The sequence below is a fragment of the Kutzneria chonburiensis genome (assembly GCF_028622115.1).
Lineage (GTDB): Bacteria > Actinomycetota > Actinomycetes > Mycobacteriales > Pseudonocardiaceae > Kutzneria > Kutzneria chonburiensis.
Map to the genome: position 1 here is coordinate 334,635 of NZ_CP097263.1, position 13,066 is coordinate 347,700.

General features: G+C 71.1%; 12 protein-coding genes and 1 pseudogene. All 13 read left to right on the forward strand.

The features are described 5' to 3' along the window. Position 1 precedes the first annotated feature (1 nt). Positions 2 to 586, forward strand: coding sequence for a bifunctional pyr operon transcriptional regulator/uracil phosphoribosyltransferase PyrR (gene pyrR, locus M3Q35_RS01705; RefSeq protein ID WP_273939788.1), 585 nt, complete (start codon positions 2 to 4; stop codon positions 584 to 586). Further along, on the forward strand, positions 583 to 1,515 hold the full coding sequence (locus M3Q35_RS01710) for an aspartate carbamoyltransferase catalytic subunit (RefSeq protein ID WP_273939789.1): 933 nt from the start codon (positions 583 to 585) through the stop codon (positions 1,513 to 1,515). Before pyrR ends, M3Q35_RS01710 begins: the two co-directional genes overlap by 4 nt. Then, positions 1,512 to 2,816, forward strand: a complete 1,305-nt coding sequence (locus M3Q35_RS01715; RefSeq protein ID WP_273939790.1) for a dihydroorotase — start codon at positions 1,512 to 1,514, stop codon at positions 2,814 to 2,816. Before M3Q35_RS01710 ends, M3Q35_RS01715 begins: the two co-directional genes overlap by 4 nt. Continuing rightward, positions 2,813 to 3,322, forward strand: a complete 510-nt coding sequence (locus M3Q35_RS01720) for a PH-like domain-containing protein (RefSeq protein WP_273939791.1) — start codon at positions 2,813 to 2,815, stop codon at positions 3,320 to 3,322. Before M3Q35_RS01715 ends, M3Q35_RS01720 begins: the two co-directional genes overlap by 4 nt. Then, positions 3,319 to 4,440, forward strand: coding sequence for a glutamine-hydrolyzing carbamoyl-phosphate synthase small subunit (gene carA / locus M3Q35_RS01725; RefSeq protein ID WP_273939792.1), 1,122 nt, complete (start codon positions 3,319 to 3,321; stop codon positions 4,438 to 4,440). The genes M3Q35_RS01720 and carA overlap by 4 nt, the downstream gene beginning before the upstream one ends. Beyond that, the gene (gene carB, locus M3Q35_RS01730; RefSeq protein WP_273939793.1) at positions 4,440 to 7,775 is read left to right on the forward strand and encodes a carbamoyl-phosphate synthase large subunit; all 3,336 of its coding nucleotides are present in this window, start codon (positions 4,440 to 4,442) and stop codon (positions 7,773 to 7,775) included. The genes carA and carB overlap by 1 nt, the downstream gene beginning before the upstream one ends. 64 nt (positions 7,776 to 7,839) lie before the next feature. Continuing rightward, positions 7,840 to 8,703: an orotidine-5'-phosphate decarboxylase gene (gene pyrF / locus M3Q35_RS01735; RefSeq protein ID WP_273939794.1), complete on the forward strand. Its 864-nt coding sequence runs from the start codon at positions 7,840 to 7,842 to the stop codon at positions 8,701 to 8,703. A 267-nt stretch (positions 8,704 to 8,970) separates the two neighbouring features. Next, positions 8,971 to 9,288 carry an integration host factor, actinobacterial type gene (gene mihF / locus M3Q35_RS01740; protein WP_116176684.1) on the forward strand — a complete coding sequence of 106 codons (318 nt, stop codon included), beginning with the start codon at positions 8,971 to 8,973 and terminating at the stop codon, positions 9,286 to 9,288. Positions 9,289 to 9,302: 14 nt separating this feature from the next. Beyond that, positions 9,303 to 9,899: a guanylate kinase gene (gene gmk / locus M3Q35_RS01745; RefSeq protein WP_273944223.1), complete on the forward strand. Its 597-nt coding sequence runs from the start codon at positions 9,303 to 9,305 to the stop codon at positions 9,897 to 9,899. Positions 9,900 to 9,919: 20 nt separating this feature from the next. Then, positions 9,920 to 10,207, forward strand: a complete 288-nt coding sequence (gene rpoZ, locus M3Q35_RS01750; RefSeq protein WP_273939795.1) for a DNA-directed RNA polymerase subunit omega — start codon at positions 9,920 to 9,922, stop codon at positions 10,205 to 10,207. Beyond that, on the forward strand, positions 10,204 to 11,421 hold the full coding sequence (gene coaBC, locus M3Q35_RS01755) for a bifunctional phosphopantothenoylcysteine decarboxylase/phosphopantothenate--cysteine ligase CoaBC (RefSeq protein ID WP_273939796.1): 1,218 nt from the start codon (positions 10,204 to 10,206) through the stop codon (positions 11,419 to 11,421). Before rpoZ ends, coaBC begins: the two co-directional genes overlap by 4 nt. Positions 11,422 to 11,520: 99 nt before the next feature. Further along, entirely contained in the window at positions 11,521 to 12,723 is a 1,203-nt protein-coding gene (gene metK, locus M3Q35_RS01760; protein ID WP_273939797.1) for a methionine adenosyltransferase, read from the forward strand. After that, positions 12,720 to 13,040: pseudogene (locus M3Q35_RS48730) on the forward strand (class I SAM-dependent methyltransferase); the annotation flags it as partial. The gene metK and the pseudogene M3Q35_RS48730, both read left to right, overlap by 4 nt. Positions 13,041 to 13,066 lie beyond the last annotated feature (26 nt).

Here is a 13,066-nt window from a genome sequence, read left to right on the forward strand (position 1 = left end):
CGTGGCGCCGCGTGTTCGCGACGCGACGGACCCGGCCGAGCGTGAGCTCCTCTCGGCCGGCGATGTCGCGCGCACCATCGCCCGAATGGCCCATCAGATCATCGAGAAGACCTCGCTCGGTGGCGAGGCCCACCGCCCGGTCGTCCTGTTGGGGATCCCCAGTCGAGGGGCCCCGCTGGCCCGCCGGCTGGCCGAGTTGATCGCCGAGTTCTCCGACGTGACCGTTCCGGTCGGCGCGCTCGACGTCACCCTCTACCGCGACGACCTGCGGCGGCGGCCCAACCGGCCGCTGGAGTCCACCACGCTGCCCGACGGCGGCATCGACGACTGCCTGGTCGTGCTGGTGGACGACGTGCTGTTCTCCGGCCGCACCATCCGCGCCGCCCTCGACGCCCTGCGCGACGCCGGCCGCCCGGCCGCGGTGCAGCTGGCCGTCCTGGTCGACCGCGGGCACCGCGAGCTGCCCATCCGCGCCGACTACGTGGGCAAGAACGTGCCGACCTCGCGCACCGAGGAGGTGGCCGTCTGCCTCGCCGAGCTGGACGGGCGCGACGGCGTGTACCTGCGACGGGAAGACCACCAGTGAAACACCTGCTCTCCACCGACGGCCTCGACCCGGCGCAGGCCACCGCGGTGCTGGACACCGCGGACACGCTCAAGCGCACGCTGCTCGGCCGCGAGGTGCGCAAGCTGCCCACGCTGCGCGGCCGGACCGTCGTCACGATGTTCTACGAGAACTCCACCCGCACCCGGGTCTCCTTCGAGGTCGCGGGCAAGTGGATGAGCGCCGACGTGATCAACGTGTCGGCCGGCGGCTCCTCGGTCGGCAAGGGCGAGTCGCTGCGCGACACCGCTCTGACGCTGTCCGCGGCCGGCGCCGACCTGGTGATCGTCCGCCACCCCGCCTCCGGCGCGGCGCAGCGCCTGGCCGGCTGGCTGGAAGGCACCGGAACCGGCGTGGTCAACGCCGGCGACGGCATGCACGAGCACCCGACGCAGGCCCTGCTCGACGCGGCCACGCTGCGGGAACGCCTCGGCACCATCGCCGGCCGGCGCATCGCCATCGTCGGCGACGTGCTGCACAGCCGGGTCGCCCGGTCCAACGTCCACCTGCTGACCGCGCTGGGCGCGGAGGTCGTGCTGGTCGCGCCGCCGACGCTGCTGCCGACCGGGGTGGAGAGCTGGCCGGTGTCGGTCTCGCACGACCTGGACCCGGAGCTGCCGGCGCTGGACGCGGTGATGATGCTGCGGGTGCAGGCCGAGCGCATGCACGGCGGCTTCTTCCCGTCGGCACGGGAGTACTCGATCGCCTACGGCCTCAACGAGCGCCGGTTCAACCAACTGCCCGAGCACGCCGTCGTGCTGCATCCCGGGCCCATGCTGCGCGGCATGGAGATCGCGGCGGCCGTCGCGGACTCGCCGCGCGCCGCCATCACCGAGCAAGTCCGCAACGGGGTGCACGTCCGCATGGCCGTGCTGTACCACCTGCTCGCGGGGGAGGAAGAAGCCGCATGATGCTGATCAAGGGAGTCCGTCTCTACGGCGAGGGCGACCCGGTCGACATCCTGGTGCGCGACGGCGTGATCGCCGAGATCGGCCCGTGGCTGGACGCCGCGAGCACCCAGGAGCTCACTGATGTCGAGGTCATCGACGCCGACGGTCTCGTCGCGCTGCCCGGCTTCGTCGACCTGCACACGCACCTGCGTGAGCCGGGCCGTGAGGACACCGAGACGATCGCCACCGGCTCGGCCGCGGCGGCGCTGGGCGGCTACACCGCCGTGTTCGCCATGGCCAACACCGACCCGGTGGCCGACAACGCCGTGATCGTGGAGCACGTCTGGCGCCGCGGCCGCGAGGTCGGCCTGGTCGACGTGCACCCGGTCGGCGCGGTCACCGTGGGCCTGAAGGGCGAGAAGCTGGCCGAGCTGGGCACCATGGCCCGCAGCCAGGCGAATGTCCGCGTGTTCTCCGACGACGGCCACTGCGTCAGCGACCCGCTGATCATGCGCCGGGCGCTGGAGTACACCAAGGCGCTGGACGGCGTGATCGCGCAGCACGCCGAGGAGCCGCGGCTGACCGTCGGCGCGCAGGCCCATGAGGGCGAGCGGGCGGCCCGGCTGGGCCTGGCCGGCTGGCCGGCGGCGGCCGAGGAGTCGATCGTGGCCCGGGACTGCCTGCTGGCCAAGCAGACCGGGGCGCGGCTGCACGTCTGCCACGTCTCCACCGCCGGCACGGTCGACGTGCTGCGGTGGGCCAAGGAGCGCGGCACCAAGGTGTCGGCCGAGGTCACGCCGCACCACCTGCTGCTGACCGACGAGCGCCTGGCCACGTACGACCCGGTGAACAAGGTGAACCCGCCGCTGCGCACCGAGTCCGACGTGCAGGTGCTGCGGGAGGCGCTGGCCGAGGGCATCGTCGACTGCATCGCCACCGACCACGCCCCGCACGCCCCGCAGGACAAGGACTGCGAGTGGTCGGCCGCCCGTCCGGGCATGCTGGGCCTGCAGACGGCGCTGTCCATCGTGGTGGAGACGCTGGTGCGGCCGGGCCTGCTGGACTGGCGCGGCGTGGCCCGCGTGATGAGCGAGAAGCCGGCGGAGATCGCCGGTCTGCCCGACCAGGGCCGCCCGCTGGCCGTCGGCGAGCCGGCGACGCTCGTGCTGGTCGACCCGCAGGCCCGGTGGACGGTGCGCGGCACCGAGCTGGCGAGCATCGCCGGCAACACCCCGTTCGAGGGCATGGAGTTGCCGGGGGTGGTCCGCACCACGATGCTGCGCGGGCGGGTCACCGTGTCCGAGGGGAAGGTCCAGTCATGACGCGCCTGGTCTTGGTGCTCGTCGTGCTGGCCTTCTTCGTGCTGTGCGCCGCGGCGATGTGGTGGGGCTGGCGCAACAAGGGCCGCCGGCAGGCGCGGACGCTGCCGGCCTTCCCGACCGCGCCGGCCGAGCTGGGCAGCGAGCTGCTGCCCGAGCAGAGCGGTGTGTACGTCAGCACGACGCTGGACGACAGCTGGCAGAACCGGGTCGCGGTCGGCGATGTGGGCTTCCGCTCGGAGGCCACGCTGCACCTGCACGACAAGGGTCTGCTGATCGACCGGGTCGGCGCGAGCCCGGTCTGGATTCCCCGCGAGACGGTGCGGGACGCGCGGGTCGGCCAGGGCCTGGCCGGCAAGGTGATGTTCGGCGACGGTCTGCTCATCGTGCGGTGGCAGGTCGAGGACCAGCTGCTGGACAGCGGGTTTCGCGCGGACGAGAAAGAGCACTACCAGGAGTGGGTGGCCGCGCTGCGGTCCATGGCAGGCGTTGGAGGTGGCGCGCAGTGAGCGCTCGCGAGCAGGCGGCGTTGGTGGTCGAGGACGGCCGGGTCTTCCGTGGTGAGGCGTACGGGGCGCTCGGCGCGACCCTGGGCGAGGTCGTGTTCTGCACGGGCATGACCGGCTACCAGGAGACGCTGACCGACCCGTCCTACCACGGCCAGATCGTGGTGCAGACGGCGCCGCAGATCGGCAACACCGGCTGGAACGACGAGGACGACGAGTCGTCGCGGATCTGGGTTTCCGGTTACGTGGTGCGGGATCCCGCCCGCCGCCCGTCCAACTGGCGGGCCACCCGCTCGCTGGACGACGAGCTGGTGCGGCAGGGCATCGTCGGTATCGCCGGCGTCGACACCCGCACGCTGACCCGGCACATCCGGGAGCAGGGGGCCATGCGGGCCGGGGTGTTCTCCGGCGCCGAACTGTCCGATGTGGACACCATGCTGGCCAAGGTGAAGGCCGCGCCGCAGATGAAGGGCGCGGACCTGGCCGGCGACGTCACCACCGCGCAGACGTATGTGGTGCCGGCCGACGGCGAGCGCCGGTTCCGGGTGGCCGCGCTGGACCTGGGCATCAAGTCCAACACCCCGCGGATGATGGCCGCCCGCGGCATCGAGGTGCACGTCCTGCCGCTCAACTCCACGCTGGACGACATCCTGGCCGTCGAAGCCGACGGTGTGTTCCTGTCCAACGGCCCGGGCGACCCGGCCACGCAGGACCACGGCGTTGCCTTGACGCAGGGCATCCTGGAGCGGCGGATCCCGCTGTTCGGCATCTGCTTCGGCAACCAGATCCTGGGCCGGGCGCTGGGCCGCGGCACGTACAAGCTCCAGTACGGCCACCGTGGCATCAACGTGCCGGTGATCGACACCGCCACCGGCCGCGTGGCCATCACCGCGCAGAACCACGGCTTTGCCCTGGAGGGCGAGCCGGGGGAGCGCTTCGACACCCCGTTCGGCGCGGCCACCGTGAGCCACTACTGCCCGAACGACGGCACGGTGGAGGGCCTGCGCTGTCTGGAAGCGCCGGCGTTCTCCGTGCAGTACCACCCGGAGGCCGCCGCCGGACCGCACGACGCGGCCGCCCTGTTCGACGAGTTCTGCCAGCTGATGAGTGAGGCCCGCTGATGCCGAAGAGGACTGATATCGAGCACGTCCTGGTGATCGGCTCCGGACCGATCGTGATCGGCCAGGCCTGCGAGTTCGACTACTCCGGCACCCAGGCGTGCCGGGTGCTGCGCGACGAGGGCCTGCGCGTCAGCCTGGTCAACTCCAACCCGGCCACGATCATGACCGACCCGGAGTTCGCCGACGCCACCTACATCGAGCCGATCACGCCCGAGTTCGTGGAGAAGGTGATCGCCGAGGAGTTGGCGCTCGGCCACCCGATCCAGGCCGTGCTGGCCACCCTCGGCGGGCAGACCGCGCTCAACACCGCCGTCGCCCTGCACGAGCGTGGCGTGCTGGAGAAGTACAACGTCGAGCTGATCGGCGCGGACATCGGCGCCATCCAGCGCGGCGAGGACCGCCAGCTGTTCAAGGACATCTGCGCCTCCGTCGGCGCCGAGACCCCGCGCAGCCGGGTCTGCAAGACCATGGACGAGGTCCGCTCCACGGTGGCCGAGTTGGGTCTGCCGGTGGTCATCCGGCCGTCGTTCACCATGGGCGGCCTGGGTTCGGGCATGGCCCACACCCCGGACGAGCTGGAGCGGCTGGCCACGGTCGGCCTCGACGAGTCGCCGGTGACCGAGGTGCTGATCGAGGAGAGCGTGCTCGGCTGGAAGGAGTACGAGCTCGAGCTCATGCGGGACCGCAACGACAACGTCGTGGTCATCTGCTCGATCGAGAACATCGACCCGATGGGCGTGCACACCGGTGACTCCGTGACGGTCGCGCCGGCCATGACGCTGACCGACCGCGAGTACCAGCACATGCGCGATGTCGGTATCGACGTGCTGCGCGCGGTCGGGGTGGAGACCGGCGGCTGCAACATCCAGTTCGCCATCCACCCGCGGACCGGACGCATGGTCGTCATCGAGATGAACCCGCGCGTGTCCCGGTCGTCCGCGCTGGCCTCCAAGGCGACCGGCTTCCCGATCGCCAAGATCGCCGCCCGGCTGGCCATCGGCTACACGCTGGACGAGATCCAGAACGACATCACGAGCCGAGAAGATGGGCACAGTACCCCGGCCTCGTTCGAGCCGACCCTGGACTACGTGGTCGTGAAGGTGCCGCGGTTCGCGTTCGAGAAGTTCCCCGGCGCGGACCCGACGCTGACCACCACCATGAAGTCCGTCGGCGAGGCCATGTCCATCGGCCGCAACTTCTCCGAGGCGCTGAACAAGGCGCTGCGCTCGATGGAGACCAAGGATGCCGGGTTCTGGACCCGGCCCGATCCGGACGGCGTCACGCTGGAGGACACGCTCAAGGCGTTGGAGCGGGGCCACGACGGCCGGCTCTACACCGTGGAGCGGGCCTTGCGGCTCGGCGCGACCGTGGACCAGGTCCACGAGGCGTCCGGCATCGACCCGTGGTTCATCGACCAGATCCTCGCCCTCGGCGAACTCCGCGAGGAGATCGTCGCCGCGGCCGTGCTGGACGAGGCTCTGCTGCGGCGGGCCAAGCGGGCCGGTCTGTCCGACCGGCAGATCGCCGCGCTGCGGCCGGAGCTGGCCGGTGAGGACGGGGTCCGCACGCTGCGGCACCGCCTGAACGTGCGGCCGGTGTTCAAGACCGTCGACACCTGCGCCGCCGAGTTCGCCGCGTTGACGCCGTATCACTACTCGGCCTACGAGTCCGACCCCGCGGCGGAGACCGAGGTGCTGCCGCAGCCCGACAAGCCCAAGGTGCTGATCCTGGGCTCCGGGCCGAACCGCATCGGGCAGGGCATCGAGTTCGACTACTCGTGTGTGCACGCGGCCATGGAGCTGCGGCGGGCCGGGTTCGAGACCGTGATGGTCAACTGCAACCCGGAGACGGTGTCCACCGACTACGACACCTCCGACCGCCTCTACTTCGAGCCGTTGACGTTCGAGGACGTGCTGGAGGTCGTGCACTCCGAGCGCGAGTCGGGCACGGTCGCCGGCGTGATCGTGCAGCTGGGCGGGCAGACGCCGCTGGGCTTGGCGCAGCGGCTGGCCGACGCGGGCGTGCCGGTCGTCGGCACCTCGCCCGAGGCCATCCACCTGGCCGAGGACCGCGGCGCGTTCGGCGAGGTGCTGACCGGCGCCGGGCTGCCGGCGCCGAAGTACGGCACGGCGACGTCGTTCCCGCAGGCCAAGCGGATCGCCGACGAGATCGGCTACCCGGTGCTGGTCCGCCCCTCGTACGTGCTGGGCGGGCGCGGCATGGAGATCGTCTACGACGAGACCACGCTGGCCGGCTACATCGCCCGCGCCACCGAGGTCTCGCCGGAGCACCCGGTGCTGGTCGACCGCTTCCTCGACGATGCCATCGAGATCGATGTGGACGCGCTGTGCGACGGCGAGCAGGTCTACATCGGCGGGGTCATGGAGCACATCGAGGAGGCCGGTATCCACTCCGGGGACTCCTCGTGTGCGCTGCCGCCGATAACGCTGGGCCGTAGCGACCTGGAGGCGGTGCGCCGCTCGACCGAGGCCATCGCCCACGGCGTCGGAGTGCGTGGGCTGCTGAATGTGCAGTACGCGCTCAAGGACGACGTGCTGTACGTGCTGGAGGCCAACCCCCGTGCCTCGCGCACGGTGCCGTTCGTGTCCAAGGCGACGGCGGTGCCGCTGGCCAAGGCGGCGGCCCGGATCGCGTTGGGCGCCACCATCGCCGAGCTGCGCGAGGAGGGCGTGCTGCCGGCTACCGGTGACGGCGCGGAGATGCCCGACGACTGCCCGGTCGCGGTCAAGGAGGCCGTGCTGCCGTTCCACCGGTTCCGCACGCCCGAGGGCCACGGCGTGGACTCGTTGCTGGGCCCGGAGATGAAGTCCACCGGCGAGGTGATGGGCATCGACTTCTCGTTCGGCAAGGCGTTCGCCAAGTCGCAGACCGCCTCGTACGGGTCGCTGCCGACCAAGGGCCGGGTGTTCGTGTCGGTGGCCAACCGGGACAAGCGGGCCATGGTGTTCCCGGTCAAGCGGCTGGCCGACCTGGGCTTCGAGATCCTCGCGACGACCGGCACCGCCGAGGTGCTGCGCCGCAACGGGGTGGCCTGCACCGTGGTGCGCAAGCACTTCGAGGGCGAGGGCAACATCGTGGAGAAGATCCTGGCCGGCGAGGTCGACATGATCATGAACACGCCGTACGGCAACCACGGGCCGCGCGTGGACGGCTACGAGATCCGGACGGCGGCGGTGGCGCGGGACATTCCGTGCATCACCACCGTTTCCGGGGCTGCCGCGGCCGTACACGGCATCGAAGCCCTCATCCGGGGTGACATCGGCGTGCGCAGCCTCCAGGCGCTCCAGGCCGCGTTGAAGGGTGCGAACGCGTGAGCGAGCTTGCGAGCGAACCAATGGGCACAGTAGCGGCGCTCGCGCTGCCGACGAAGGAGGCGGCGTGAGCGAGTCTTTCGGTGTTCGGCTGGCGGCGAAGGTCGCCGCCAGCGGGCCGCTGGTGGCCGGCATCGACCCGCATCCCGGGCTGCTGGCCGACTGGGGCCTTTCCATCGATGCAAACGGCCTTGAGCGCTTCGCCCTGACCTGTGTCGAGGCGTTCGGGGCGGAAGTCGCCCTGGTGAAGCCTCAGGCCGCCTTTTTCGAGGCCTTCGGGTCCCGAGGGGTGGCCGTGCTGGAGCGGACCATCGCCGAGGCGCGGTCGGCCGGCGCGCTGGTCATCGTGGACGCCAAGCGGGGCGACATCGGGTCGACCATGGCCGCCTACGCGACGGCGTTCCTGTCCGACGACTCGCCGTTGGCCGGCGACGCGCTGACCGTCTCGCCCTATCTCGGATTCGGATCTCTTGATCCGGCTTTGGAGCTCAGTGCGAAAACCGGTCGCGGACTTTTTGTGCTGGCCTTGACATCGAACAAGGAAGGCGCGTCCGTGCAAAGGGCCCGTACCGACACGGGTGTTTCCATCGCGCAGTCGATCGTCGATTCCGCCGCCGAGCGCAATCATGGGGCCGATCCGCTGGGCCATGTGGGTGTCGTCATCGGGGCCACGGTGGGCGAGACAACGTTGGATCTGTCCCGACTCAACGGGGCCGTGCTCGCGCCCGGTCTTGGCGCCCAGGGCGGCACCGTCGCCGACCTGCGGCGACTTTTCGGCGGCATTTCCGGCCAGGTGCTGCCCAGTTCGTCACGGGATGTGCTGCGGCACGGGCCCGATGTGGCGGCGCTGCGCGCCGCCGCCGTCGCGACCAGGGAATCCGTCCGCGAGCTGGGCGAATCCACAGGCGCGGCAGGGCATTCCGTGAGTTGATCTTGGAACCCCGCTGGTCGTGCATAGCACACGGGGCCGGCGGGGCACATCACCGGTGGCGGTGATCAGGCTGTCGGGGGTCCTTGGTAGTACTTCTTTCACGTCGTGACCGCCGCAATGGTCGAGATGCACCCGACCGGGTGGGGGAGTGTCACCGCATTGGTTGTGCGTTGTCACCACGGGGACCCACGTTGTACCGGGCGATGCTCGATCGGTACGGTCGCGACACCGATCCCACTGAAGAACACCCACACCACGGAGGAGATCGTGGCCCTTCCCCAGCTGACCGAGGAGCAGCGGGCCGCAGCGCTGGAGAAGGCGGCTGCCGCTCGTCGCGCCCGGGCCGAGCTCAAGGAGCGCCTCAAGCGTGGCGGCACGAACCTGAAGGACGTGCTGACCGCCGCCGACACCGACGAGGTCCTCGGCAAGATGAAGGTCTCCGCACTCCTGGAGTCCCTGCCCGGCGTCGGCAAGGTCCGGGCCGCCCAGATCATGGAGCGGCTCGAGATCGCGACCAGCCGCCGGCTGCGTGGTCTCGGCGACCGCCAGCGCAAGGCCCTGCTGACCGAGTTCGGCGGCGAGTGACCAAGAAGGACGAGATGGGGTCGGGCACCCGTGCCCGGCCCCGCCTCACCGTGCTCGCCGGCCCGTCCGGCGTCGGCAAGTCCAGCGTGCTCGACGAGCTGCGCACGTTGGGCACCGAGGTGTACTACAGCGTCTCGGTGACGACCCGGAAGCCGCGACCCGGCGAGGTGGACGGCGAGCACTACCACTTCGTCGACCGCGACGAGTACGACCGCATGGTCGCCGACGGCGAGCTGCTCGAGCACGCCGAATACGCGGGCAACTGCTACGGCACACCGCGCCGACCCGTCGAGGCCGCGCTGGAGCGGGGAACTCCAGCGATCCTCGAGATCGAGGTCCAGGGCGCCCGCCAGGTGCGGCGGGCCATGCCCGAGGCGCTGCTGGTGCTGCTCAAGCCGCCGACGTGGGAGGTCCTGGTGGCCCGGCTGACCGGCCGGGGCACCGAGGATCCGGCGGTCGTGGCGCACCGGCTCAAGGTGGCCGAGGAGGAGCTGGCCGCCGAAGGGGAGTTCGACGTGGTGCTTGTCAACTCCGATGTTCGTACCGTTGCCCGCCACTTGCTAACCTTGGTGGTCGGCTCGCCCACCGAGCGTGTGTCCAGCGAGCCGTGACTACCTCCAGGAGCGTTGTCTTGACCATCCCGAGCCACCTGTCCGCCATCGGCGAGCCCGTCAGCACGCCTGAGGGCATCACCAACCCGCCGATCGACGACCTGCTGGAGCAGGTCAGCTCGAAGTACGCGCTGGTGATCTACTCGGCCAAGCGCGCGCGGCAGATCAACGACTACTACGCCCAGCTCGGCGAGGGCCTGCTCGAGTACGTCGGCCCGCTGGTCGAGCCGGGTCCGCGCGAGAAGCCGCTGTCGATCGCGCTGCGCGAGATCCACTCCGGCATGCTCGAGCACACCGAGGGCGAGTGACCTCTCCCCAGATCGTTCTGGGTGTGGGCGGCGGCATCGCCGCCTACAAGGCGTGTGAGGTGCTGCGCCGGCTGACCGAGTCCGGTCACCGGGTGCGCGTGGTGCCCACCGAGGCCGCGCTGAACTTCGTCGGCGCGGCCACCTTCGAGGCGCTGTCCGGTCAGCCGGTGGCCACCGGGGTGTTCACCGACGTCCCGGCGGTCCCGCACGTCAAGATCGGGCAGACCGCCGACCTGGTCGTGGTCGCCCCGGCCACCGCCGACCTGCTGGCCCGCGCCGCCCACGGCATGGCCGACGACCTGCTCACCGGCACGCTGCTCACCGCGCGCTGCCCGGTGCTGATGGTGCCGGCGATGCACACCGAGATGTGGGAGCACCCGGCCACCCAGGCCAACGTGGCCACGCTGCGCTCCCGCGGCGTGGTCGTGGCCGAGCCGGCCAGCGGCCGGCTGACCGGCAAGGACACCGGCAAGGGCCGGCTGCCCGAGCCGGTCGAGATCGTCGAGCTGGCCCGGCTGCTGCTGGCCGCCCCGACCGCGCTGCCGCGTGACCTGGAAGGCCGCCGCGTCGTCATCTCCGCCGGCGGCACCCGCGAGGCGCTCGACCCCGTCCGCTATCTGGGCAACCGGTCGTCGGGCAAGCAGGGTTACGCGCTGGCCCGGGTCGCCGCCCAGCGCGGTGCCGACGTCACGCTGGTCGCCGGGCACACCGCCGACCTGGCCGACCCGGCCGGCGTTCGCGTTGTCCGTATCGGCTCCGCGGTCGAACTGCGCGACGCCATGCACGCCGAGAGCCCTTCGGCCGATGCGGTGGTGATGGCCGCCGCCGTGGCCGACTTCCGGCCGCTGGGCCTGTCCCCGTCCAAGATCAAGAAGGGTGACCGGGAGCCGGCGCCGATCCGACTGGCGGTCAACCCGGACATCCTGGTCGAGCTGGTCAAGGCCCGTCCCAGTGGGCAGATCGTGGTCGGCTTCGCCGCCGAGACCGGGGACGAGACCGGGGACGTGCTGCACCACGGCCGGGCCAAACTGGCCCGCAAGGGCGTCGACCTGCTGGTCGTCAATGCCGTCGGCGACGGGCTGGCCTTCGAGATGGAGGACAACGCCGGCTGGCTGCTGTCCGCCGAGGGTGACGAGCGTCCCATCCCGCACGGTTCCAAGGCGCGCCTGGCGGCCACACTGTGGGACGCCGTGGTTCCGTTGCTCGGGACTTGAGTCGGCCACGACGTCACGCCCGATAATGTTGTGGCGATAGAGAGCCTGATCGAGCAGCCCACCTGGCGCCGCCAAGTGAAATACCTGTGAGGAGTTGTCGTGAGCGAACACAGCCGGAGGCTGTTCACCTCTGAGTCGGTCACCGAGGGCCACCCCGACAAGATCTGTGACGCGATCAGCGACTCCATCCTGGACGGGCTGCTGTCCAAGGACCCGCGCAGCCGCGTCGCCGTCGAGACCCTGATCACCACCGGTCAGGTGCACGTGGCCGGCGAGGTCACCACCGAGGCCTACGCCGACATCCCGACCATCGTGCGGGAGAAGATCCTCGAGATCGGCTACGACTCCTCGGCCAAGGGCTTCGACGGCAACTCGTGCGGCGTGAACGTGGCGATCGGCTCGCAGTCGCCCGACATCGCCCAGGGCGTGGACACCGCCTACGAGTCCCGCGTCGAGTCGGCCGAGGACGAGATCGCCCGCCAGGGCGCCGGTGACCAGGGCCTGATGTTCGGCTACGCCACCACCGACACCCCCGAGCTGATGCCGCTGCCGATCGCGCTGGCCCACCGCCTGTCCCGGCGGCTCACGGCCGTGCGCAAGAACGGCGCGCTGCCCTATCTGCGGCCCGACGGCAAGACCCAGGTCACCATCGAATACGCCGGCGACCAGCCGGTTCGCCTCGACACCGTGGTCGTGTCCTCCCAGCACGCCGACGGCATCGACCTGGAGAAGATGCTCGCCGTCGACGTTCGTGAGCAGGTCGTGCTGCCCGAGCTGGCCGAGCTGTCCCTGGACACCGAGAGCGTGCGACTGTTCGTCAACCCCACCGGCCGCTTCGTCATCGGCGGTCCGATGGGCGACGCCGGCCTGACCGGCCGCAAGATCATCGTCGACACCTACGGCGGCATGGCCCGCCACGGTGGCGGCGCCTTCTCCGGCAAGGACCCGTCGAAGGTCGACCGCTCGGCGGCGTACGCCATGCGCTGGGTCGCCAAGAACGTCGTCGCCGCCGGTCTGGCCACCCGGACCGAGGTCCAGGTCGCCTACGCCATCGGCAAGGCCGCCCCGGTCGGCCTGTTCGTCGAGACCTTCGGCACCGAGGTCGTCGACCCCGCCAAGATCCAGCAGGCCATCAGCGAGGTCTTCGACCTGCGGCCCGCCGCGATCATCCGCGACCTCGACCTGCTGCGGCCGATCTACGCCCCCACCGCCGCGTACGGCCACTTCGGCCGTCCGGACCTCGACCTTCCGTGGGAGCGCACCGACCGCGCCGAGGCCTTGAAGTCCGCCGCCGGCGCGTGAGTTCACCCCTTCCCGACGAAGCCGCCCGTGACCTCTACGGGCGGCTTCGCCGTTTCCTGCCCGGCCCGCTCTTGGACGTCGGCTGCGGCGTAGGCACCGTCGCCGCCCAACTCGGCGGCCCTCTCGTCTTGCTCGACGCCGTCGACCTGCGCGGCCCCGACGCACCCGCGGCACCCTTCCTCCGCGCCGACGCTTGCGCCCTACCCTTCGCCGACGGATCTTTCGCCGGCGTGCACCTCGCCCGGGTCCTGCACCACGTCTCCGATTGGCGGCTCGCCCTGCTCGAGGCCCAGCGCGTGGTCCGCCCCGGCGGCTCCGTCGCCGTGACCCTCGGCGGCCGCAT